The organism is Nocardioides albus (genome assembly GCF_014648255.1).
In the GTDB taxonomy this organism is placed as follows: Bacteria; Actinomycetota; Actinomycetes; order Propionibacteriales; family Nocardioidaceae; genus Nocardioides; species Nocardioides albus.
In genome coordinates, this window is sequence record NZ_BMQT01000003.1 from 294,657 (window position 1) to 316,439 (window position 21,783).

Below are 21,783 nucleotides of genomic sequence, written 5' to 3' on the forward strand. Positions count from 1 at the left end.
TTCAGGCTCTCCGTGTTGTTGGGGCAGGGGTCTTCAGTGGTGGTGAGGCAGCGACGTGTGCGGTCTCGCGCCACCACGCGTTGATCGTCGTGGCCGCGCCGATCGGATCCTCGATGGTGAGGAGGTGACCGAGTCCGGGCAGGACTCGGAGGGTGGCCGCCGGCAACGCCGCCGCTATCTCCTCGTGCCGCTCGACCTGGCAGAGAAGGTCTTGCTCCCCCGCGACGACTAGGGTGGGCGCCGACACGACTTGGAGCGCCGCCCGAAGGTCGCTTCGACTGTGCTGGACGGCGAGCTGATCGAGATATCTGTCCGCTCCGACCGCCTCAGCCATGGCGGCCGCGTGGTCGACCCGTGGGGCCGTGGCCCGTTCGGGAGCCCACATGGTGGCGGCGTGGTCCTCGACGACCTGATCGAAGCGCCCTGCCTCCACCCGCTGGGCGGAGGCATGCCAGGCAGCGCGCTGATCGGCCCGCGAAGAGCGGGCGTTCGTCGAGACGAGCACCATGGCTGCCAGCGCGTCCGGCGCCTGTGCCGCTGCGGCCATCGTGACGATGGCACCGAGCGAGAGGCCGATCGCACCCACCGGCCCAGGGATCCGCTCCACTTCCAGCAGCAGGTCCCTGGCGGCTTCGGCCAACGAGCGGCCGGACAGGTCCAGGTCGCGACACTCCCCCACCTCGAGCCAGGGGTCCACCGCGGTGAACACCTCGGAGGTGCAGAGCATGCCCGGCAGGCGCAGCCAGGTCATGCCGTCCAAGCCGTCGTCCATGAGCAGCTCAGTCGTCGAGCGTGGAGTAGCGAACGACGTCCCACGGGGCGACGTACCCAGCGGCGTCGGGCGCGTATCCCTTGTCCAGAGCGTGCCGTGCCGCCTCGGCCGGCCACTCCAGGCGGACCCGTCCGTCACCGCTATTCACGACGAGCATCTGCGCCTCGTCGTCCATGGCTACGAAGCGACGCCAGGCGCCGCTCGGCACGGACACCGTGTCGTACGGATCGAGCTCGAGCTCGATCTCATCGTCACCCTCGTTGAGCACGATCTTCCACCGGCCGCGGTATCCCATGAGGACCTGCGTCTCCTCGTGACGATGGCGCAGCATGCCCTCGCCCGTCGTCGCTCGGAGCCAGGCGGCGTTGAAGCTGTGCGGATAGTGGATCGGGGGGATCTGGTCACGATCCTCGGTTATGCCGTATCCGATGACCGTCGCCAGTTCGCCGCCACCTCCCGGGAGGTCGCTGCACAGGAACGGTCGTTGGCTCCAGGACAGATCGCGCTGCCTGACGACTCGTTCCTGCATCTGCTCGGCGGTCCAGTGTCGCAACCGGTCGATCTCGCCCTGGGGCATCGGTGGGACCAGCTCCGCATCGTCCGGCCGCGGGTCGCCCGCATCGGTGTCGACGAGCTGGTTGTCGACCGTCAGGTAGAGACCATGCTCCGCTGCCTCGCGCAGCACCGACGGGCCCCAGATGATGCCACCTGTGTTGTCGAACCCGAGGATGGTGAACAACCAACCGTAGTCACCGCCGACGTTGGTGAATCCCCTGAAGATCCACGTCGGAACGCTCACGATGTCGCCCTCTTCGCAGAGGAACTCACCGTCTGCACCGTCCGCGCCCCATCGCACGCGCCAACTGCCCTGCCAGTTGAGAAACACCTCGGCAGTGAAGTGAAGGTGCAGGTTGTTGACGACACCATCCGGCATCGCGGCGGCGCCGATGTTGAAGCCGTGCGGCTCCCTGAGGTTCACGACCTGTTCGGCGCTCTGGGTCACCCCCGGGCCGATGATCGAGTAGTTCTCCTTCGTGTCGCTGCCCGGCGTCTTGCAGTCGATGAACGCCTGGTTGCAGCTGACGTAGTCCGCTCGCCGGATCGTCCGACGAGCAAGCTCTGATCGCTCGATGATCACTCAACATCCTCCCGTAGGTTCAGTGGCCACGAATGTATACGTATGTAGAAGTCGCGTCAAGAGTTCTGTCTGCTTGCATCTGAGACCATGCTGAAACAGTGATCCTGCGTTGATCAGACAATTGGAGATACGTATACCTCGGGAGCGACCACCGACCATCCGATCGGCACCAAGTCGGGCGGCGCCAACGACCAGGTCGCAGCAGCACTGCAACCGGACCGCCTCGTACCCCTGGCCCTCAACAGCTGCGAGACGATCTGCCAGCGCTGAGATTCGATCGGAATCGGGACGCGACGCCGCCCCTGAGGCCAAGAAGGTCCGGGCCCTTGCTTCCGGACCGGACCCTCAGCGGCCTCGGGACTCCAATCGCTCGGTCTCGACCTTCAGCGCCTCGATCACACCCGTGATCCAGCGTCCGATGGCGGCCAGCTCCTCCTGGTCGAAGCCCTGGTTCATCTCCTCGATCCGCCGAGCGAGACCGGCCGCCGTCGGACGCGAGGTCTGCTGGAAGTGAGGCGTGGTGCGGATCCGGAACGACCGACGATCGCGGGAGCTGCGCTCGCGGCGTACATAGTCGGCGGCGACCAGCTTGTCGATGATCTTCGTGACGGCCGCATTGCTCAGCCCGGTGGCGGCGGAGAGCTCTCCAGGCGTGATGCCGTCGGCGTGACGGGCGACGAGATCGAGCATCTTGTGCTCGCTGTTGCTGACGCCCAGCCGGCGCGCGATGGCCTCATGGAACATCACCACGCGGAGGCTCAGCTCGGCGCCGAGCCGGTTGCCGTCCTCGGACATCTGGACTCCCGTCGTCCCATCTAATTTGTTTCACCTTAGTGAAATAACAGGATAGTCTTCGGCCATGAAAATCGAGCTATCCCCACCCCGGACGGCCACCAGCGCACTCACCTTCGCCGGCGCCCTGCTGCGGTGCTACGTCGCCGTCCTGCTCGTCGGAGCTCCCCTCGCTGCACTGCTGCTGACACCAGGCCTCTTGCGGAGCCGGGTGGCTCTGGTCCCCGGAATCACCTCACTCGGCATCACCGCGTTCCTGGTGCTGTCGTTCCTGCTGATCGCAGTGGCGCCGCGAATCTCGGCCCGGGTCGCGCCCGGCGCCGGATGGCGGCCGACGCTCGTCCGCAAGGTCGGACCCGCGCTCCGTCGCGAGCTGCCTCGCCAGTGGTGGGGACGCGCCGGCGAGGCTCTGCTGATCTTCGTCGCGTCCCAGCTGACCGGCGGCTTCATCGCCTGGATGATGCCCTACATCTGGGCCGACCCGGCCTCTCCCGAGGACCAGGTGATCTGGGTGCTCCACTACCCCAACTACGCGACCCAGGCGATCTCGATGTACCTCGTCATCTGCCTGGCCGCCGCTTGGTTCGGCACTCGGCTGCGTCAGCTGGCCATCGGCATCGACTTCGAGGACAACGGCCAACCGGTGTCGTAGGCGACCCCTGCCCCGGTGCTCGGGCGCTGACTCAGCGCCCGAGCACGGCGCGGAGCCGGCCCACTTGGGCGGTGCGCTCGGCGAGACGCTGCTCGTCGAGGCTCCGGCTCGAGGCGGCCGCCAAGAGTTCCTGCGTACGCCGCACCGCAGTCGCGTCGTGGGCGACGAGCGACCCGACCAGGCCGGTGAGCGTGGAGTCCAGCTCGGCCGCCGGCACGACGCTCTGCGCGAGCCCGATCCGCCCGGCCTCCTCAGCGCCCACCTTGCGCGCGGTGGCACAGATCTCGAGCGCCCGCGAGTAACCCACGGCATCGACCAGCGGCTTGGTGCCGGCCAGGTCGGGAACCAGCCCCAGCGCAGGCTCCTTCATACAGACCCAGGCGTCGTCGGCCATGATCCGCAGGTCGCACGCCAGCGCCATCTGGAAACCGGCGCCGATCGCGTACCCCTCGACGACGGCGATCGAGATGAACCTCGGGTCGGCCAGCGCCGCGAACGGCCGCTGATACTCCCCGATCAGGTCGATGACCTCCTGATCGCTCCGCGCCAGCGTCTCGACCAGGCTTCCGGCCACCTCGGTCTGGCGCGGGTCGACCAGCGACAGGTCCAGCCCGGCAGAGAACGTGCCGCCGGACCCCCGCACGACCACGACCCTCACCTCTGCTGGAAGCGACTCGAGGAACTCCGCGATCGCTGCCCACATCGCGGGATGCTGCGCGTTGCGTACGTCCGGACGGTCCAGCAGCACTGTCGCCACCACACCGTCGATGCTCAGAGCGACACCTGGCTCGTTCATGTTCATGGAATCGCCTATCCGTTCGGGGAAAAGGGCGCCTCGCGACGCGGTCACCAACCTAGAGGATGCCCCTGCGCCGGTGTCTTCCCCCAACCGTTCAGCCGACCACCGCGCCAACCCGAGGGCGATCCCGTCGAGCCGTGGTTGTCGTGCAGATTGGCACATATGCCTATTGACTAGGCCACTGAGCCAGCAATACCTTGAAAGTCCCGCCGGTCTCGCTCCGTACCGGGCCCTTCTCGATCGCGCCGCCACCGCCCGGGCGATCGGCTCCCCCGACTCTCGAAAGGCCACCCACGATGACCTACCCGTCGGAACACCCCTCGAGCACCACGACCCACAACAGCGGTCTCACCCGACGCAGCGTCGTCGCCGGCGCAGCCGCCCTCACCGGAGCGGCGACGCTCGGACGCGCGACGGCAGCCGGAGCCGCAACCCCGCAGGCCGCTCTCACCGTCGGCGACGCCCGTCGACCGGCCGACCTGAGCGAGCTGGTGATGTACGACGCGCTCACGCTCTCCGCCCTGATCAAGCGACGCAAGGTCAGCTGCGTCGAGGTCATGGAGACCTACCTGGATCACATCGAGCGGCACAACCCGAGCGTCAATGCGATCGTCGGACTACGCGACCGCTCGATCCTGGTGGCGGAGGCGCGGGAGCGGGACGCCCAGCTGCGCCGCGGCGAGTACCTGGGCTGGATGCACGGTTTCCCCCATGCTGTGAAGGACCTCTCGGCGGCGAAGGGCATCCGGTTCACCTCGGGCTCCCCGATCTTCAAGGATCGGATCGCCGAGACCGACGACCTTTTCGTCCAGCGGGTCAAGGCTGCCGGCGCAATCGTGATCGGCAAGACCAACACTCCCGAGTTCGGTCTGGGGTCGCAGACCTACAACCCGGTCTACGGAGCGACGGCGACCCCGTACGACACCTCGCGGACAGCTGGCGGCAGCAGTGGCGGAGCCGCCTCGGCTCTGGCCCTGCGGATGCTGCCCGTCGCGGACGGCAGCGACTACATGGGGTCCCTGCGCAACCCGGCGGCGTTCTGCAACGTTGTCGGCTTCCGCCCCTCGTGGGGCCGGGTTCCCGCCGCGGGCTTCGTTGCCCAAGGGGCCGTCACCGGTCCGATGGGCCGGACCGCGGCCGACGTGTCGATGCTGCTCTCGACGATGGCCGGACCTGCCCCGAGCGCGCCGCTGGCGATCGAGGAGGACCCGGCGGTGTTCACCAAACGCCTCGACCGCGACTTCCGCGGCACCCGGATCGCCTACGTCGGCGACTGGGACGGTTACCTGGCGACCGAGCCCGGCGTGCTCGACCTGGTGGAGTCGTCCTTCGAGGTCTTCGAGGGGCTCGGCTGCACCGTCGAACGTACGCTGCCCGGCTACGACCCAGCCAAGATCTGGCAGCTCTTCTTGAAGTGGCGGTGGTGGAGCATGCTCGGCAACGCGCCGCTCTACGACGACCCGAAGAAGCGCGAGCTCATGAAGCCCGAGCTCATCTGGGAGATCGAGCACGGCATGGAGCTCTCCGCCCGCGACATCACGCAGGCCGCCGAGGCCCGGACCGCCTGGTACGCCGCGGTGGCCGCGATGTTCGAGACGTACGACTACATCCTCGCCCCCACCGCCCAGGTGTTCCCGTTCGACAAGAACGTGCACTGGCCAGACTCGATCGATGGCCGCCCGATGGACACCTACCACCGCTGGATGGAGACCGTGGCGCCCTGGACGATGACCGGCCACCCCGTCGCCAACGTGCCCGTCGGCTTCGATTCCCGTGGACTCCCGACGGGGGTCCAGATCATCGGCCCCGACAACGGCGACCGGGCCGTGCTTCAGCTGGCGCACGCGTACGAGAAACAGGCTCGCTGGATCGACCGGGTGCTTCCGCCGGCACTGCGCTGAGGCACACCTCTACCGCGCCGCGGCGGGGAGCGTCTCGAGAAATACCGTGATCGCAGCCTCTTTCCGAAGAACGGCCGCGCTCACAGCACGATCTCGGGACGCACCCGCTTCGGCGTCCAGACCCGTTGTCGACGAGCGCCGACGCTCGTCAGCAACAGAGCACCGACGAGGAACGCGGCGAGGACCAGTGCGTCGGCGACGACCCGTCCCGAGAGCCCGCCGTACATCAGCTGGCGCAGCCCGTCGACGGCATAGCTCATCGGCAGGATGTGGTGGAGCCCGTGCAGCGGCTCGGGGATCGTCTGCCAGGGGAACGTGCCGCCGGCGGTGACGAGCTGGACCACCATCAGGACCAGGCCGAGGAACTGGCCAGGCGCGCCGAGGAGTGCGTTGAGCATGTGCACGATCGCGATGAAGGTCGCGGAGGTGAGCAGCAGGAAGCCCAACGTGCCGAGCCAGTTCACCGGCGTGATGTCGACGGCCAGACCGACGACCACGAGCACGACGACCATCTGCGCGGCGCCGATGAGCGCCGGGGTGAGCCAGCCTCCCAGCGCCACCCGGATCGGAGTCTGGTTGGCGGCCAGCGCGCGGGTCGAGATCGGCCGGACGAGGAGGAAGAGGACGTATCCGCCGATCCATGCGCCCAGGGCGAGGAAGAACGGCGCCAGACCGGCCCCGTAGGAGGACGCCTTCGCCTCGGAGACCGATTCGATGGCGACCGGGTCGGCGATGGTCGAGGCGATCCGGTCGCGCAGCTCCTCGTTGGTGGCAGGCGCCTGCTCGGCACCGTCCTGCAAGCCCTTCTTCAGGTCGCCGGCACCTGTCGTGAGCTTGTCGGCGCCGTCACGCAGCTGGGTCGCCCCCGTGCGGAGGTCGCCGGCACCGTCTGCGGCCTTGGAGATCCCCGCGACGAGATCTGGCATCGCGTCGGCGAGCTGCTCGTTGCCGTCGGCGACCTGGTCTGCGCCGGTCGCGAGCTGGTCCAGCTGGCCTGAGACGTCGCCGACACGCTGGTCGACACGGTCGAGCGGGGCGGACCCGCGGTCGTAGATGGCGAGCACCTCGGCGCGCTGCTGCTCGTCCAGTCCCTGCGCCTCCAGGCGGGCGTCGAGGTCTGCCCGGTTCGACTCGTACGCCGCGACGGCATCGTCGACAGCGGTCGCGGCCCGCTGCCCGGTGGCGGCGATCTCGCCGTTGGCGTCGGCGACCTTGCGGGCGCCGGTGGCGAGCTCGCGCGTCTTGGCGGGCAGGTCGGTGACCTTGCCCTCGATGGTGTTCAGGCCTGTCTCGAGGTCGCCGGCCCCGGTGGCCAGCTTCCCGGCCCCGTCGCGGAGCGCACCCGCGCCCTTCTCCAGCTTCGCGGCACCGTCGGCGGCCTTCACCAGACCCGAGCGGAGATCGGAGATGCCGAGCAGGAAGCTGGCCGCGGCCTGCTCGGAGACCTCGCTGGCGATCGCGTCGCGGACCTTGTCGGTGACGTTGGTCGCGATCGTGGTGGAGAGGTAGGAGTTGGCGTCGTTGGTGATGACCTGGATCTGCGCCTGCTTCGGGTCGAGCCGCTCGGCTCCGGTCAGCGTCCGGGAGAAGCCCTCCGGGATCCGCAGCGCAAAGTAGTAGTCGCCCTCCTGCACGCCCGTCTCCGCCTCGGCCGCAGAGGTCTCCGTCCAGTCGAAGTCCCCCGAGTCCAAGAGCTTGTCGGCGACATCCCGCCCAGCGTCGATCTCCTCGCCCTCGGTCGTGGTGGCCCCGGTGTCCTCCACGACGAGCGCCGCCGGGAGCTCGTCGAAGTGAGCGTACGGATCGTGGTTTGCGTAGAGGTAGAGCCCGGCGTAGAGCGTGGGCACGAGGACGAGCGCGACGATGACGAGCTTGGCCAGACGGCCGGCCGTGATCCGGCGCAGCTCGGTGAGAGCGATACGCAGCGAGTTCATGCTTCCTCCGTCGGGCCGATGGTGGACGTACGGACCCCGGCTGGGATGACGACCGCGGCGCTCGCGGTGACCAGAACACCGGGCTTGGGCGCGGCCCCGGCCAGGTCGTTCGCGACGGCGAGCCAGTCCTCGGCGGGCAGACCGAGCCGCTCGGGATAGGTGAGGACGAGGAAGCGGGTGCCGGGCCGCATCGATGCCATCCGCCCGAGGATCTCTAGGCGCGGTCCTGGTGGGACCGCCTCCGTGGTGATGTCGGTGGGGAGGTCGTACTTCCGCAGCCAGTGGTCGATGATCGCAGCACTCGGCTTGTGCCTCGCCATGGCGAGCTCCTCGCCGAGGATCGTGCGGAACGGCACCACCTCGTCCGGTTCGGAGACCCCCGGTACGTCGACCAGCGCCACCGCAGCCTGCAGGACCCCGGGCGTCGCGTCCCCGTCCAGGGTCACCCGTCCCGCGTCCAACCGGAGCCGCCCGGCGAGCGCAAGCGCCAGCGACGTGTGCCCTCCTCCCGGCGGGCCGACAGCCACTGCCACCTCGCCCTCGCGCAGTGTCACCGACGTGGTCGGCAGCAGGTCCCGAACTCCTTGCCGCACTCGCACACCGGTGGCCCGCAGCGTTGTCGTCTCCTCGTCGACCGCATCCTCGCTCATAGCCAAACCCTGTCACCGAATGCCGCCGATGACGGTCAGACACAGCAATCTGGATGCACTCGAGGAGATCCGGGCGCATCCCGGCGTCAGTGCACGAGGCGCGTCGAGCCTTGCCCGGTCACTCCTGGCCGCGGACCCCGTCGAGCCACGCGGTGGCGTCGTCGTACGAAGCGTTGACCACGCCGCGGTGGTCGACACCGGCGTACGTCTCGGAGGTGACCGCAACGCCGTTGGCCCTCAACTGGGACGTCAGCGCCTGGGTCCATGCCGGCAGCACCGTGGTGTCACCATCGCCCTGGGCCAGGAACACCGGCACCGCCGGCGCGAGCCGGCCCGGCTCATTGTCGGCCATCGCCCGGTCGAAGGCGGAGAAGTCGGCACCAGGCTGGAACACCTGGTCGGTGCTGAGCGCACCCCAGGAGTCGGGCGCGTTGAGCTGACCGACACAGCGGTCCTCGGCATGCTTCATCAGCTCGGCGGCCTCGGAGGTCAGCAGGCCATCGCTCGACACGCCGGTGGTCTCGACGCCGCGGATGATGAGCGGCAGGAACCCGGTGATGCCCCGCAACGGGACGTGGCGGATCTGCTGGACGAAGCCGCTCAGCTGAGAGCCGGGCGCGAGCGCGATGACGCCGGTCAGGGGCAGCTCGGGCGTCCAGCGCGGCGCGACGTCCGCGGCGAACACGGCAGCGTGACCGCCCTGGGAGTGCCCTGCGGCAATCCATTCCGCGCTCAGCTTGCTGCGCGCGCCAGGCATCTGGTGGGCCGCGCGCACCATGTCGGCCGCGGCGCGACCCTCCGCCTCGCCGACGAGGTAGCTGTGCGGACCGTCGGTGCCCAGCCCCTGGTAGTCAGTGGCGACGACGGCGTACCCACGGTCGACCCAGCGCTGCACCGTCTCGTGCACGATCTGCAGGTAGTCGTGGGTCGGATGTCCGGCGGCGTCGCGAGAGGGCGCGCAGACGTCGGCGGTCCCGGTCGTACCGTGCAGCCAGGAGATCACCGGCCAACCGCCCTCCGGCGCACGGCCGCGCGGGACGGCGACGGTGCCGGAGACCGCGACCGGCTCGCCCTGGGGCGTGACGGACCGGTAGAGGACCAGCCAGTTGCGGGCACCGTCGTACGCCGCGTCGCCATGCAGCGGCCGATGCCGGATCACGCTGCCGTGGCGACCAGCGACGAGCTCCTCCGGTGCCTGATAGAAGGCCTCCCCCACTGCAGCAGCACCACCCACCGGGGCACTCGCCATCGCGTGGTCCGGGCGCGCCTCTGCCGACGCCGTAGTGATCACGGAGGTGAGTGCGGCCGTGAGGACCGCACCTCCGACGAGGAGTCTCTTCATGACGCGCCCAGCCTTCTTCATGGTTGACGAACGCAGTGATGTTACGTTTCTAGAACAGGCGCGTCAAGACATGTAACACAACTAGGGCGGCTCATCCGGGTATGCAGTCCGCTGCGGGGCGACGCACCTCCGTCCGCATCTCGATCACACCGCCCTGCTGCAGCGCCTTCAGCACGTCGGTGGCGTCGAACGCCTGACCAGGTGCACAGGCACCGGACCCGTGATGGCGTCCGTCCAGGAGACGAGCGACGCCCTCGACGACGATCGGTGCACTGACGGCGTAGATGTCTCGACCGCTCACGCTCGCTCCACGGAGGTCGTCGCCGTTGCGAGCCACCACGTCGACGAAGAATCGCTGAGCCGAGCGGCCCTGAGGGTCGACAGCCTCCGGCGCCGGCGTGTCAGCGTCGCGAAGCTCGTCGAGCGAGCCGGTGTTGAGGTGGGACCGCAGCGCCTTCACCTCCAGGTGACGGTCGATCGTGATCACCTCGGAGAACGGGAGCTGGACGACGGCCTGCTCCCCCAGCGGCTCGTCGAACGTCCACGCTCCGGAAGGCGCAGGACTCTCGAGCGGTGCCAGCACGCCGTCCCGGATGACCATTCGGGTCGCCGTGTTGCGCGCCCCGGTGACGCGCGTCCCGGCAGTCGGCCACCACCGGTCCAGGCCGATCGCCACCTCGACCTCATCCGCGTACGAACCCCCTTCGAGGACGGTTGTGACGAGCAGGTCGGCAAGGCCGCCGTAGAAGGCCATCGCCGGGACGACCGCCACGTTCGCGGCGCGGGCAGGCGTGTCGAGGTCTCGGTACAGCGCCTGCACGACCGGCTGCTCGGCCGTGACATCGAGGTAGTGAGCGCCGGCCTCGACTGCCGCCCCGGCGAGCGGGAGGGCGGTGTCGAGGAACGGGCCCGCGCAGTTGACCACCGCCGAGATCCCGAAGAGGGTACGCCGCAGGTCGGCCGGGTCTGCCACCGTGGCGACCCTTCGCTCGAGGCCGGCGAACCGCTCGGGACCGGCGGCCAGTCGCTCGGCGTCACGGCCGGCGAGAACCGGCTCGAGCCCACGGCGCAGCAGCTCGTCGACGACAAAGCGCCCCGTGTGACCGGTGGCGCCATAGACAAGGACTCGCTCGTTCATGTTCATGCCGTCGATCCTGTCGCCGCCAGAGCGACGAGACGAGTGTCCGAAACGACATGCACCGTACAGTTTGCGACATGCACCGGATTGCCCTCGTCCTGCACGACACCGCGATGCTCTACGAGGTGGCGATCGCCTCCGAGATCTTCGGCGCCGACCGCCCGGACCAGGGCCCCGCAAACGAGTGGTACGACATCGTCGCCTGCACTGCCGACGGCGCTCCCCACCCCTGGCTGCCCCACCTGCGCACCGTCGGTTATGCGGAGATCGCACGCGTCGACACCGTCCTCGTGCCCTCCGCCGACGAGCTCGACGACGGAGTCGACCCGTCGCTCGTCGACGCCCTCGTCGCCGCCCAGGCCCGAGGCGCCCGGCTTGCCGCCCTGTGCACCGGTGCGTTCGTACTGGCGGCCGCGGGCGTGCTCGACGGCCGCGTCGCCACCACTCACTGGATGCACGCCGACGAACTCGCCCGCCGCTACCCCCAGATCGACGTACGCCCCGACATCCTCTACGTCGAGGACGGCGAGGTGCTCACGTCCGCGGGCAAGAGTGCGGCGCTCGACCTCTGCCTGCACCTGGTACGCCGCGACTACGGTGCTGCCGTGGCGAACGCCATGGCCAGGCGGATGGTCGTGCCCGCGCACCGAACGGGCGGACAGGCTCAGTTCATCACCCCGCCCGTGGCACCACGCAGCCCGGGCGGGCTCGCGCCAACCCTGGAATGGGCCCGCGCTCGACTCGACCAGCCCCTCACCGTCGCCGACCTCGCCACGCACGCCCACCTCAGCCCTCGCCAGCTCGCCCGCCGGATGCAGACGGAGCTGCAGACCGGCCCGCTCCACTGGCTCCACCGGCAACGACTGGCCCGAGCTCAGGAGCTGCTCGAGCGTACCGATGCCTCCATCGACCAGATCGCGAACAGCTGCGGCATGGGCACCGCCGCCACCCTGCGCCGGCACTTCCACCGCGCGCTCAGCGTCACGCCCACCGCGTACCGGACGACGTTCCGGCTGACCGGCGACCCTCAGCTCGGGCCCTGAAATCACGAAGGCCCGGACCTTTCGGTCCGGGCCTTCGCTTTGGAGTAGCGGGGACAGGATTTGAACCTGTGACCTCTGGGTTATGAGCCCAGCGAGCTACCGAGCTGCTCCACCCCGCGTCGCAAGAACAACACTACCGCGAACTGGGCCGAACCCTGAAATCACGAAGGCCCGGACCTTTCGGTCCGGGCCTTCGTCTTGGAGTAGCGGGGACAGGATTTGAACCTGTGACCTCTGGGTTATGAGCCCAGCGAGCTACCGAGCTGCTCCACCCCGCGTCGCAAGAAGAACGTTACACGCGGGGAAAGGGAACCCCAAATCGGGGAGGTCTCGACAAGCTCGACCACCGGTGGCCGTCAGCCCCCTGAGATGAGGTCGGCGGCCTGGTCGACCTTGTCCTGGGCCTCGGCGATGAGCCGCTCACGCTCGGCGTAGTCACCGGACTTGCCGGCCCGGTCCGCCTGGGCGAACAGGGTGCGCGCGTCCTCGAGGAGCTGGCCGACCTCACCCGGCGAGTCACCGGATGGAGGCGGGGTGGTCTCGGTCGGTTCCTCGTCGGGATCGGAAGCCGTCGGAGGCGTCGGCGCGGCGCCGGTGAGCGCGACCTCCAAGGCCTCGCTCAACGTCGAGCCGTAACCGACCCGACCGTCGTAGGAGACCAGCACGAAGGCGAGCTGGGCATAGCCCGAGGTGGAGGCGGTCGCCCGGCGGGCGTAGATCGGCTCGACGTACAGGATGCCGTCCTTCGCCGTGGGGTAGGTGATCACCTGACCCCAGACCGGTGCCGATCCGGAGCGGTTGAACGAGGCGACCTCGTCGGCGATCGCCTTGTCCGTACGGAACTCGTTGGAGACCATGCCCGGACCCTGGGTGTCCTCGGGGAAGCCGGTGGTGATCCGGATCTTTCCGTAGTTCTTCGAGGTGGCGTCCGAGTCGACCGACATCATCGCCGCCAGGTTGGGGCGGTTGTAGGGCACGAAGGTCGAGGTGAGCGACCAGCGAGCGGCGCCCTCCTTGTCGGAGAGGAACATCCGGTAGGGCGTCTGCTGGTGGTTGTCGTCGTTGGGGTCCTCGGGCACGGCCCAGCGCTCGTTGCCGGAGAAGAAGACGTCCGGGTCGGAGACGTGGTAGCGCGCCAGCTGGTAGCGCTGCACCTTGTAGAGGTCCTCGGGGTAGCGAAGGTGCTCCATCAGCTCCTTCGGGATCGACGACTTCGGCATCACGGTGCCGGGGAAGGCCGCCTCCCACGTCTGCAGGATCGGGTCCGCCTCGTCCCACTCGTAGAGGGTGACGGTGCCGTCGTAGGCATCCACGGTCGCCTTCACCGCGTTGCGCATGTAGTTGATCTCGTCGGTCGGCAGCGTCTGCACCCCGGCGGAGGTCTGGGTGGCGTCGTCGGTCATCGAGGCGAACGAGTCGCGCGCGGCCTGCGGGTAGCGGTCGGTGGTGGTGTAGCCGTCGACCACCCACTGGATCCGCCCGCCCACGACGACCGGGTAGACGTCGTCGTCCAGCGTCAGCCACGGCGCGACCTTCTGGACCCGCTCCTTCGGGGAGCGGTCGTAGAGGATCTGGGAGTCCTCGGTGACCCGCGAGGAGAGCAGGAAGTTGGTGGAGCCGAACTGGATGGCGTACATCAGCTGGCGGAAGTTGGACCCGATCGGGACGCCACCGGCGCCTTCGTACGTCGTCCGGGTCTCGCCGTCCTCGGAGTTGTAGTCGAGCTCGACCGCCTTGCTCTTGGCGGCCTTGCCGACGATCGAGTAGTCCGGGGAGTCCTCGCCGAAGTAGACCTTGTCCTGGAACTCGCCCTGACCCGAGGTCAGGTCGTGCTGGCCGGTGCGGTCCCCCTCCGCCCACTGCATCTGGTTCGACTCGGTCTTGTCGTCGGCGCCGCGCATGTTGGCGTAGGAGGCGATCACCCCGTTGGAGTGGGTGTAGACCGTGTGCAGGTTGGTCCAGGTGCGGTCGGAGTCGGAGATGCCGGCCTGGTTGAGCTCGCGTACGCCGAGAACGACCGCGCGCTCCTTGCCGCCGACCTCGTAGGTGGAGATGTCCAGCGGCTCGTGCACCGAGTAGTAGGAGCGGCCCTGCTGGACCTGCTCGAACTCGCGGTGGACGACGGTGGGGTCGACGATCGGCAGCGAGGAGGCCGTCTCGTCGAGCTCGTCGGGCGAGGCGCCGTCGGCCTCGGCCTGCGAGGTGTACTCCGTCACCTCGAGGTCGTCCTTGGCGATCCCGTAGGCGTCCTGGGTCGCCTTGATGTTGGCCGCCAGGTAGGGCTTCTCCTTGTCCTGCTCGCTCGGTCGGACCTGGAAACCCTGCACGACCGCAGGCCAGATCATCCCGATCAGCAGCACCGAGATCGCGAACAGCGAGATCGCGATCGAAGGCAGCTGCCAGCTGCGCCGCCACATGTTCAGGATGAACAGGATCCCGCAGATCACCGCGATCCCGAGCAGGATCTGGTTGGCCGGGAGCACCGCGTGCTCGTCGGTGTAGGTCATCCCGTCCAGGCGGGGCCCGGACCCGTTGACCAGGTCATAGCGGTCGACCCAGTAGTCGAGGCCCTTGACCAGCAGGATCAGCCCGAGCATGGCGCTGAGCTGCACCTGCGCCGAGCGGGTGAACCGGTCGCGCTGCGCGGTGAGCCGGATCCCGCCGTAGACGTAGTGGACGATCATCGCGCCGATGGTGCCGAGGATCAGCCCGGTCAGGGCGAAGTTGACCAGGTAGTGCCACCACGGCAGGTCGAAGACGTAGAAGCCGATGTCCTTCTTGAAGAACTCGTCGACCTTGTCGAAGTCGCGCCCATGGCGCCACATCAGATAGGTGCGCCAGTGACCCGCGCCGGAGAAGCCGGCGAAGATCCCCGAGACGCCGGCGATGCCGATCAGCAGCCACGTACGGATCGGGGCGATCGCGTCGCGGTAGCGGTCCAGGCCGCCGATGTCGTCGGCCGGGTGGAAGTACGGGCGGGTGCGGTAGGCGAGGGCCGCGGGCAGCCCGATCATGATCGCCATCAGCACGCCGAAGACGACGAAGAGGGCTGCCCGCGTCCAGAAGACCGTGCCGAAGACGCTGCTGAAGTCGATCGCGTCGTACCACAGCGCGTCGGTGTAGATCGCCGCGAAGGCGCTGACGCTGAAGAAGAGCACGATGACCGAGACGGCCGCGATCGCCAGCCAGCGGTTGCGGCCGGTGCTCTGCGTGCGGGCCGGTGCCTGCGCCGGGTCGTCGTCGTCAAACAAGCTCATGCGTCACCCTCATTGTCCGGCGTCTCCTCAAGAGTGACACGCAGCAGTTCGAGCAGCTCCGGAACCAGGTCGACGCCGCCGATGACCGACTGGTCATCGTCGTGCGCCTTCAACCTCAGAGCACAGTACGTCGCACCAGCACGTGTCGCGCCGGCCACGATGCGTACCTCTTGCCGGTCGGGGTGCGCCTTGGCGAACTCTGCGGCCGCCTCGGCGTCCTCGGGGATCTTGCCGTCGGCGTCGGGCGGCAGCACCAGGCGCTCGACGACCGCGGCGCAGCCGGTCACGCCCCGGGGCCAGGCGGTCGTCTGGAGGACCTCCTCCAGCTGGGTCGTCACCGGGATCTGATCCTGCTCGATCGGGGTCAGCGAGCCGTCCTGGTCGGGAGCGTCCAGGCCCATCATCGTGGCGAGCGCGGGCTCGGCCTCGACCAGAGCGGCGGTGTCGACGAGCGCGAAGAGCCTCGCCGGTCCGTCCCAGCCCTCGCCGGCGACGTGGGCTTCGATCTCGAGGACGGCCGTGGCCAGCGCGGGGTCGGTCTCCAGATCGAGTCCGCGGCTGAGCTCGGGCGTGGGCTCAGGGGTGTCGTTCACTTCGTGCTCCCACAGGTCGGCAGCTTGGCATTGGGGTCCTCGGTCCAGGTCTCGATGGCCTCGATGGCGTCATCGAGAGTCTCCACACGGGTCAGGCGCATGTCACCGTTCTCGGCGCCATCGACGTCTTGGCAGTTGCCGGCGGGCACCAGGAAGAGCTGGGCTCCGTCCTCGGCCGCGCCCGGGATCTTCTGCTGGATCCCACCGATCGGGCCGACGTTGCCGTCACCGTCGATGGTGCCGGTGCCGGCGACCTTCTTCCCGTCGGTCAGCGGGTCCTCGGTGAGGGTGTCGTAGACCGAGAGCGCCATCATCAGACCGGCGCTCGGTCCACCGATGGCGGGGTCGAGGGTGATCTTGATGTCGTAGGGGAACTCGTAGGTCGCTCCCAGCGAGACGCCGATGTAGGCCTTGCCGTCCTTCTCCCCGGTCTTGACGGTCTCGGTGCGCGTCTTGCCGTCGCGCTCGACGGTCATCTCGACCGTGTCGCCGGGCTCGACCTTCTGCACCTCGGTGACGACCGCCTGAGGGGTGTCGACCGCCGTGTCGCCGACCTTGGTGACGACGTCGTCGGCCTTCAGCTTGCCGGCGGCCGGCGCGTCCTCGGCGACCTCGGCGACCGAGACCTCGTCGACGTCCTCACCGAGCTTGGTCAGCGCCGCCGCGATCGCCGCGTCCTGGGCACTGGCCATCTGCACCTGCCCGGCCTCGCGGTCGTCCTCGACGGTGCCCTGGTCCGGGTAGGCGACCTCGCGCGGGTAGACCGCCTCGGTGTCGCTCATCCACGCGCCCAGCAGCGTCCACAGCCCGAGCCTGGCCTCGCGGGTGGTCTCGGAGACAGTGGTCATCCGCAGCTGTCCCTTGTCGTCGTAGGTCTTGTGGCCCTCGACCTGGACGATGTCTTTGCCGTCGAACTCGCCCAGGACGTTCACCGTCGGCCCAGGGCTGTAGATCGTGTAAGGCAGCGGAACCACCCAGGCGATCACGATCAGGGCGACGACGAGCGGCAGGGCGATGAGACCCGCCAGGGTGCGCTGCGTCATAGCGTCACCTTCTCATTCGAGACCAAGTGCACCCTGAGGGCCCCTAAGAGGCATCTCGGTTGACCCGGACCGCGAGCCCGGTCGACCTGTCGAGCGGCGGCTGGGGTGCGGCGTACTTCTTCGAGCGCTCGCGGGTCTTGGCGTTCTCCAGCGCGATGCCGAGGCGTCGGACGACCTCTTCTCGGTCCTCCTCGCGCCCCTCACGCCCCAGGAAAGCGACCCAGGCCATCGCCAGCACGGTGATGACCGCGGAGGGTACGAGCCAGAGCAGGATGTCCACAGTCAGCAATCGTATTTGGTGTCGCCAACAGCGCGCATCAGGGCGCGCCGACCCACTCGTCGGTGCCGTCGGTGAAAACCTGGTGCTTCCAGATCGGCACCTCGGCCTTGAGGGTGTCGATCAGGTCACGGGACGCGGCGAAGGCCTCGCCGCGGTGGCCGGAGGCGGTGGCGACGATGACCGCGATGTCACCGATGTCGAGGTGACCGGTGCGGTGGACGGCGGCGACGCCCGCGACACCGTGATCGGCGGCCACCTTCTCGGCGACCTCCGTCAAGCGCGCGAGGGCGGTCGGATGGGCCTGATAGTCGAGGCCGGTCACGCCCTTGCCGCCGTCGTGATCACGTACGCGGCCGACGAAGAGGGTCACCCCGCCGGATGCGTCGTCGTCGAGAGCGTCCATCACCTCGGTGACGTCGAGCGCGGTCTCCCGGATGTCGAGGAGCTTCACGGCGCCCTTCTTAGGTTCGGCCATGGTGCCAGCCTAATGCTTGCTGACAGCAGCCTTCCGTAACCGCGTAGGCTGGACACATGAGTCAGACCCCAGGTGGCCCCGACGAGCCGGAGGAGCCGGAGAACCCGTTCAAGGGCACGCCCTTTGAGGCGTTTTTCGGTGGTTTCCCGATCGGCGGCGTCGGTGGCAGCCCCGGCGGCATGCCTGACCTGAGCCAGATCTTCGGTCAGATCCAGTCGCTGTTACAGCCCTATGACGGCCCGCTGAACTGGGACGTCGCGATGGACCTTGCCCGCAAGGTCGCCGCATCCACACCCGACCCGACGCCTTCTCAGAAGCAGAAGGACGCGGTCGCCGACGCGATCCAGCTGGCCGACCACTGGCTGGAGGAGACCACCTCCTTCTCCGCGGGCGTGAAGTCCGCAACCGCGTGGTCGAAGGCGGAGTGGCTGGTCAACACGCTGGACGCGTGGAAGCCGCTGATCGAGCCCGTCGCGGCCTCCACGGCGAGTGCGATGAGCGGGCAGCTTCCCGAGGACATGAAGGCCCAGATGGGGCCGATGATCGGGTTCGTCGGCAAGGCGATGGGCGCGTTGTACGCGAACCAGGCCGGCACCGGTCTCGGCCATCTCGCCAATGAGGTCATCTCGGTCTCCGACATCGGCATCCCGCTCGCCGAGACCGGCCAGGCCGCGCTGCTCCCTGTCAACGTCGAGCCCTTCGCCGAGGGCCTGGGCGTCAGCACCGACGACGTGCTGCTCTTCCTCGCCCTGCGCGAGGCCGCCCACCAGCGGCTCTTCGCGGGCGTGCCGTGGCTGCGTGACCATGTCGTCTCCGCGGTCACCGACTACGCCCAGGGCGTCGAGCTCAACATGGAGGCCATGCAGCAGCGGATCGAGGAGCAGATGCGCGGCCTCGACCTGTCTGCGATGCAGGACCCGACGCAGCTGCAGAACATGTTCGAAGAGGGCATGTTCGAGGTGCCCGACTCGCCGGTGCAGAAGGCTGCGCTGGAGCGGCTCGAGATCGTGCTGGCACTCGTCGAGGGCTGGGTCGACGAGGTCGTCGCCCTCGCCACCGCCGACAAGATGCCGGTTGCCGCTCAGCTGCAGGAAGCTGTACGCCGCCGCAGGGCCGCCGGCGGTCCGGCCGAGCAGACCTTCGCGACCCTGGTCGGCCTGGAGCTGCGACCGCGCCGGCTGCGCGACGCGGCCGCGCTGTGGGGATCGCTGCGCACCCGACAGGGCATCGAGGCCCGCGACGGCGTGTGGATGTCGCCCGCGCTGCTGCCGACCTCGGCCGATCTCGACGACCCGCTGGGCTTCCGCGAGGGTGCCGACGCTCCCGACGTGGAGTCGATCGACTTCGACGAGGAGCTCAAGAAGCTGCTCGGCGGAGATTCCGAGGAGTGAGTCTGCACGCTGACGCGCTCGCGAACCTGCGGGCGTGGGATGCCCCGTCGGCTCCGCAGGAGACCCTGCGGCAGCGCTACGTCTCCCATCTCGAGGCCGAGCCGACCGGGGTCTTCAAGTCGTGCGTGCCCGACCACCTGACGGCCTCGTGCCTGGTCCTCTCCGAGGACGGCTCGTCGGTGCTGCTGACGCATCACCGCAAGGCGCGGCGCTGGTTCCAGTTCGGCGGCCACCTCGAGTCCGGGGACCCGACGCTGTGGGCCGCTGCGGCCCGCGAGCTGCGTGAGGAGTCCGGTGTCGCCGGCCTGGAGCCGCTGCCCGGACTGGTGCAGCTCTCCGAGCACCCGGTGCCGTTCTGCGCTCCGTCCGGCGACGTCCACCACCTCGACGTACGCTTCATGGCCGTCGCCCCCTCCGGCGCGGTTCCGGAGGTGAGCGAGGAGTCGCTGGACGTGCGGTGGTGGCCGGTCGACGGCGTCCCCGAACCCGAGGACAACCTGATCGAGCTCATCAAGCTCGCGCAGGCACGCCTCTAGCTCGCGAGCCCGCCGGGCTCGTCCCGAGGGCGGTGTGGGCGGTCGGTCGCCGGCTGGCGGCGAGAGCGGCGGGCGGCTCACCGGCGTACCTGACCGTGTCGCGGGTCAGATGGCTCTGGTCGGCATACCCGTGGCGGGCCGCGACCTCCGCCACGGGAAGACGGCCGAGATCAGCGGCGGCACGCTCGAAACGTACGACGCCCGCGGCCGACTTCGGGGTGAGCCCGACCGTGCGCTGGAAGACGGTCGTGACGTAGCGGTGGCTCCAGCCGGTCTCGGCGACGAGGTCCCGGATACGCACCTGACCTCCGGACCGGGTGATCCGGTCCCACAGCCAGGCGACCAACGGGTCGGCGGGGTCGCCGGCGCGCGCCAGCAGGGTGGCCTGCACCAGGTCGAACCGTCCTCGCCAAGAGCCGGCCTCCGCGAGCTGCTCCGAGAAGGACCGCCCGAGCTCGGGGATCAGGTCCTCGACCGCCATCACCCGACCCGCGAACGCACGACCCGGGACGCCCACCAGCCGGGAGATACCGAGCGGCGTCAGGTAGACCTGCACGCACGCATGGCTGCGCCCCGACCGGGTCGCGACCGGCCCGGACATGAAGCCGGACAGGAACGATCCGTACGTCCCGACGCCCTCCCCCGCGGCGACGTCGACGATCTCGAACGGGTCTCCGAAGGAGAGGACCAGAGGAAGTAGGGTCCCCGCCGGCTGGCGCCGTTCGAGCGGTGCAGCCGACTGCTCGCGGAAGCCGACGACGCCCGCCACCAGGCCCTGCAGACCAGGATGGGTCGGCAGTCGTACGATCTCGCGGGTCACGCCCGTCATGGACCCATGATCGCCGGTCGATTTCTTTCAAGCCAGCCGATTCGGCCGCGGCGCAGGATATGGGCATGAGAAAGCTTGCGATCGTGGAGTTCTTGAGCGTCGACGGAGTGATGCAGGGGCTGGGCTCCCCTGACGAGGACCGGGACGGTGGCTTCGAGCACGGCGGCTGGGGCGGACCGTTCGGCGCCGCCCTCGGGGAGATCCTCTCCCCCGACGTCGGCACCCAGACGTCCGCCTACCTCTTCGGACGGCGCACCTACGACAAGATGGCGGCCTTCTGGCCGACCCAGCCCGACACGGACCCGATGGCGGCGAGCCTCAACTCCAGGCCGAAGTACGTCGCGAGCCGCACGCTCCGCGACCTGACCTGGAGCGGCGCGACCATCCTCGACGGCGACGCCCTCGACGCGGTGGCCAGGCTGAAGACCGACGGCTCGGGAACCGTCGTCGCGCTCGGCAGCGGCGATCTCGTCCGCCAGCTGATGGCTGTCGGCCTCGTCGACGAGCTGCGGCTGTTCGTGCACCCGTTGCTGCTCGGCACCGGCAGGCGACTCTTCGGTGATCTACCGCTGCCGTGCTCGCTGCGGCTCGAGGACATCGCCTCGACGAGCCTCGGTACGGTCGCGCTCACCTACACGACACACCACTAGCCGATCTCTCAGTCGATCTCTCAGTCGATCTCGTCGTCGTCCTCGGAGCCGGGTGGGGCCGGCAGCTTGGTCGCCGCGGACCAGCCGGCGAGGTAGCCCTTGGCGCGTTCGGCCTGGGGGTAGCGGTCGACCCAGGCCCAGAACGCCTCGTTGTGCTTGGGTTCGAAGAGATGGGCGAGCTCATGGACGAGCACGTAGTCGATGACCCAGGCCGGCATGCCGCGCAGCCGGTCGCTGAGGCGGATCGAGCGGTCACCCGGGGTGCAAGAGCCCCAGCGGCTGTTCTGGTTGTCGACCCAGCGAACCGAGTCCGGCTTGGCCAGGCCGCCGAAGTACTGGTCGCTCAAGGCGGCAGAGCGTCGCATCAGGTCGTCGTCGCTGGGCTTTCGGCGCCGCTCGGCCTTCTCCAGCCGGGCGACCATCTGCTCGACCCACTCGGACTCCTCGCGCTGCGACATCGCGGCCGGGATCATCACGATGATGCGGTCGCCGTCACGGTAGGCAGAGACCGTACGCCGACGCCGTTTGCTGCGGCGTACCTCGATCTCCGGGCCGTCCATGTCTTCAG

General features: G+C 68.9%; 21 protein-coding genes and 2 tRNA genes. 6 read left to right on the top strand and 17 right to left on the bottom strand.

Translation table 11 applies throughout. The annotated features are described in order from the left end of the window. Position 1 precedes the first annotated feature (1 nt). The 3 genes from IEY84_RS07640 to IEY84_RS07650 form a co-directional block, all read right to left on the bottom strand. Positions 2-772 carry an alpha/beta fold hydrolase gene (locus tag IEY84_RS07640; protein ID WP_183543930.1) on the bottom strand — a complete coding sequence of 257 codons (771 nt, stop codon included), beginning with the start codon at positions 770-772 and terminating at the stop codon, positions 2-4. Between the two features lie 7 nt (positions 773-779). Next, positions 780-1,910 (bottom strand): cupin domain-containing protein, encoded by a 1,131-nt coding sequence (locus IEY84_RS07645; protein WP_183543932.1) that lies wholly within the window; start codon positions 1,908-1,910, stop codon positions 780-782. A 345-nt stretch (positions 1,911-2,255) separates the two neighbouring features. After that, positions 2,256-2,705, bottom strand: coding sequence for a MarR family winged helix-turn-helix transcriptional regulator (locus tag IEY84_RS07650; RefSeq protein ID WP_183543934.1), 450 nt, complete (start codon positions 2,703-2,705; stop codon positions 2,256-2,258). 64 nt (positions 2,706-2,769) lie between these two features. On the opposite strand from IEY84_RS07650, the gene IEY84_RS07655 reads away from it, so the two are divergent. Further along, on the top strand, positions 2,770-3,354 hold the full coding sequence (locus IEY84_RS07655; RefSeq protein WP_183543937.1) for a hypothetical protein: 585 nt from the start codon (positions 2,770-2,772) through the stop codon (positions 3,352-3,354). 31 nt (positions 3,355-3,385) lie between these two features. On the opposite strand, the gene IEY84_RS07660 is transcribed toward IEY84_RS07655, so the two are convergent. Continuing rightward, positions 3,386-4,156: an enoyl-CoA hydratase/isomerase family protein gene (locus IEY84_RS07660; protein WP_183543939.1), complete on the bottom strand. Its 771-nt coding sequence runs from the start codon at positions 4,154-4,156 to the stop codon at positions 3,386-3,388. Positions 4,157-4,449: 293 nt separating this feature from the next. On the opposite strand from IEY84_RS07660, the gene IEY84_RS07665 reads away from it, so the two are divergent. After that, positions 4,450-6,054 carry an amidase gene (locus tag IEY84_RS07665; protein WP_183543941.1) on the top strand — a complete coding sequence of 535 codons (1,605 nt, stop codon included), beginning with the start codon at positions 4,450-4,452 and terminating at the stop codon, positions 6,052-6,054. Positions 6,055-6,134: 80 nt separating this feature from the next. Here the strand turns inward: IEY84_RS07665 and IEY84_RS07670 are convergent, their stop codons facing one another. From IEY84_RS07670 to IEY84_RS07685, 4 genes are all read right to left on the bottom strand, one after another. After that, complete coding sequence (locus IEY84_RS07670) at positions 6,135-7,988, bottom strand: YhgE/Pip domain-containing protein (protein WP_183543943.1); 1,854 nt, start codon at positions 7,986-7,988, stop codon at positions 6,135-6,137. Further along, the gene (locus IEY84_RS07675) at positions 7,985-8,638 is read right to left on the bottom strand and encodes an ATP-binding cassette domain-containing protein (RefSeq protein WP_183543945.1); all 654 of its coding nucleotides are present in this window, start codon (positions 8,636-8,638) and stop codon (positions 7,985-7,987) included. The genes IEY84_RS07670 and IEY84_RS07675 overlap by 4 nt, the downstream gene beginning before the upstream one ends. A gap of 118 nt (positions 8,639-8,756) precedes the next feature. Further along, positions 8,757-9,980 carry a lipase family protein gene (locus IEY84_RS07680; RefSeq protein WP_183543947.1) on the bottom strand — a complete coding sequence of 408 codons (1,224 nt, stop codon included), beginning with the start codon at positions 9,978-9,980 and terminating at the stop codon, positions 8,757-8,759. Between the two features lie 91 nt (positions 9,981-10,071). Then, positions 10,072-11,124 (bottom strand): saccharopine dehydrogenase family protein, encoded by a 1,053-nt coding sequence (locus IEY84_RS07685; protein ID WP_183543949.1) that lies wholly within the window; start codon positions 11,122-11,124, stop codon positions 10,072-10,074. Positions 11,125-11,195: 71 nt separating this feature from the next. Here IEY84_RS07685 and IEY84_RS07690 point away from each other — a divergent pair, with 71 nt between their 5' ends. After that, complete coding sequence (locus IEY84_RS07690) at positions 11,196-12,161, top strand: GlxA family transcriptional regulator (protein ID WP_183543951.1); 966 nt, start codon at positions 11,196-11,198, stop codon at positions 12,159-12,161. Between the two features lie 45 nt (positions 12,162-12,206). Here the strand turns inward: IEY84_RS07690 and IEY84_RS07695 are convergent. From IEY84_RS07695 to IEY84_RS07725, 7 genes are all read right to left on the bottom strand, one after another. Then, a tRNA-Met gene (locus IEY84_RS07695) sits at positions 12,207-12,280 on the bottom strand. 85 nt (positions 12,281-12,365) lie between these two features. Then, positions 12,366-12,439 (bottom strand) — tRNA-Met (locus IEY84_RS07700). Positions 12,440-12,517: 78 nt separating this feature from the next. Further along, a complete protein-coding gene (locus tag IEY84_RS07705) occupies positions 12,518-15,418 on the bottom strand; it encodes a UPF0182 family membrane protein (protein WP_183543953.1) in 2,901 nt (966 codons plus the stop codon). After that, positions 15,415-16,011, bottom strand: a complete 597-nt coding sequence (locus tag IEY84_RS07710; protein WP_183543955.1) for a PPA1309 family protein — start codon at positions 16,009-16,011, stop codon at positions 15,415-15,417. The genes IEY84_RS07705 and IEY84_RS07710 overlap by 4 nt, the downstream gene beginning before the upstream one ends. Beyond that, complete coding sequence (locus IEY84_RS07715) at positions 16,008-17,054, bottom strand: YlbL family protein (RefSeq protein WP_183543956.1); 1,047 nt, start codon at positions 17,052-17,054, stop codon at positions 16,008-16,010. Before IEY84_RS07715 ends, IEY84_RS07710 begins: the two co-directional genes overlap by 4 nt. A 43-nt stretch (positions 17,055-17,097) precedes the next feature. After that, positions 17,098-17,334, bottom strand: a complete 237-nt coding sequence (locus IEY84_RS07720) for a hypothetical protein (protein WP_183543958.1) — start codon at positions 17,332-17,334, stop codon at positions 17,098-17,100. Between the two features lie 37 nt (positions 17,335-17,371). Further along, positions 17,372-17,809 carry a molybdenum cofactor biosynthesis protein MoaE gene (locus IEY84_RS07725; protein WP_183543960.1) on the bottom strand — a complete coding sequence of 146 codons (438 nt, stop codon included), beginning with the start codon at positions 17,807-17,809 and terminating at the stop codon, positions 17,372-17,374. 56 nt (positions 17,810-17,865) lie between these two features. On the opposite strand from IEY84_RS07725, the gene IEY84_RS07730 reads away from it, so the two are divergent. After that, positions 17,866-19,200 (top strand): zinc-dependent metalloprotease, encoded by a 1,335-nt coding sequence (locus IEY84_RS07730; protein WP_183543962.1) that lies wholly within the window; start codon positions 17,866-17,868, stop codon positions 19,198-19,200. Further along, complete coding sequence (locus tag IEY84_RS07735) at positions 19,197-19,736, top strand: NUDIX hydrolase (protein ID WP_183543964.1); 540 nt, start codon at positions 19,197-19,199, stop codon at positions 19,734-19,736. The genes IEY84_RS07730 and IEY84_RS07735 overlap by 4 nt, the downstream gene beginning before the upstream one ends. Here IEY84_RS07735 and IEY84_RS07740 read toward each other — a convergent pair. Then, the gene (locus IEY84_RS07740; protein WP_183543966.1) at positions 19,711-20,565 is read right to left on the bottom strand and encodes a helix-turn-helix domain-containing protein; all 855 of its coding nucleotides are present in this window, start codon (positions 20,563-20,565) and stop codon (positions 19,711-19,713) included. The two genes, IEY84_RS07735 and IEY84_RS07740, sit on opposite strands and share 26 nt — an antisense overlap. Before the next feature lie 65 nt (positions 20,566-20,630). On the opposite strand from IEY84_RS07740, the gene IEY84_RS07745 reads away from it, so the two are divergent. Further along, on the top strand, positions 20,631-21,215 hold the full coding sequence (locus IEY84_RS07745; RefSeq protein ID WP_183543969.1) for a dihydrofolate reductase family protein: 585 nt from the start codon (positions 20,631-20,633) through the stop codon (positions 21,213-21,215). A 20-nt stretch (positions 21,216-21,235) separates the two neighbouring features. Here IEY84_RS07745 and IEY84_RS07750 read toward each other — a convergent pair whose 3' ends face one another. After that, positions 21,236-21,775 (bottom strand): M48 metallopeptidase family protein, encoded by a 540-nt coding sequence (locus IEY84_RS07750; RefSeq protein WP_183543971.1) that lies wholly within the window; start codon positions 21,773-21,775, stop codon positions 21,236-21,238. Positions 21,776-21,783 lie beyond the last annotated feature (8 nt).

Coding starts and splice junctions, on each gene's coding strand:
- IEY84_RS07640 (WP_183543930.1), bottom strand. CDS start 772: ATGGACGACGGCTTGGACGGCATGACCTGGCTGCGCCTGCCGGGCATG.
- IEY84_RS07650 (WP_183543934.1), bottom strand. CDS start 2,705: ATGTCCGAGGACGGCAACCGGCTCGGCGCCGAGCTGAGCCTCCGCGTG.
- IEY84_RS07655 (WP_183543937.1), top strand. CDS start 2,770: ATGAAAATCGAGCTATCCCCACCCCGGACGGCCACCAGCGCACTCACC.
- IEY84_RS07660 (WP_183543939.1), bottom strand. CDS start 4,156: ATGAACATGAACGAGCCAGGTGTCGCTCTGAGCATCGACGGTGTGGTG.
- IEY84_RS07665 (WP_183543941.1), top strand. CDS start 4,450: ATGACCTACCCGTCGGAACACCCCTCGAGCACCACGACCCACAACAGC.
- IEY84_RS07670 (WP_183543943.1), bottom strand. CDS start 7,988: ATGAACTCGCTGCGTATCGCTCTCACCGAGCTGCGCCGGATCACGGCC.
- IEY84_RS07675 (WP_183543945.1), bottom strand. CDS start 8,638: ATGAGCGAGGATGCGGTCGACGAGGAGACGACAACGCTGCGGGCCACC.
- IEY84_RS07680 (WP_183543947.1), bottom strand. CDS start 9,980: ATGAAGAGACTCCTCGTCGGAGGTGCGGTCCTCACGGCCGCACTCACC.
- IEY84_RS07685 (WP_183543949.1), bottom strand. CDS start 11,124: ATGAACATGAACGAGCGAGTCCTTGTCTATGGCGCCACCGGTCACACG.
- IEY84_RS07690 (WP_183543951.1), top strand. CDS start 11,196: ATGCACCGGATTGCCCTCGTCCTGCACGACACCGCGATGCTCTACGAG.
- IEY84_RS07705 (WP_183543953.1), bottom strand. CDS start 15,418: ATGAGCTTGTTTGACGACGACGACCCGGCGCAGGCACCGGCCCGCACG.
- IEY84_RS07715 (WP_183543956.1), bottom strand. CDS start 17,054: ATGACGCAGCGCACCCTGGCGGGTCTCATCGCCCTGCCGCTCGTCGTC.
- IEY84_RS07725 (WP_183543960.1), bottom strand. CDS start 17,809: ATGGCCGAACCTAAGAAGGGCGCCGTGAAGCTCCTCGACATCCGGGAG.
- IEY84_RS07730 (WP_183543962.1), top strand. CDS start 17,866: ATGAGTCAGACCCCAGGTGGCCCCGACGAGCCGGAGGAGCCGGAGAAC.
- IEY84_RS07740 (WP_183543966.1), bottom strand. CDS start 20,565: ATGACGGGCGTGACCCGCGAGATCGTACGACTGCCGACCCATCCTGGT.
- IEY84_RS07745 (WP_183543969.1), top strand. CDS start 20,631: ATGAGAAAGCTTGCGATCGTGGAGTTCTTGAGCGTCGACGGAGTGATG.
- IEY84_RS07750 (WP_183543971.1), bottom strand. CDS start 21,775: ATGGACGGCCCGGAGATCGAGGTACGCCGCAGCAAACGGCGTCGGCGT.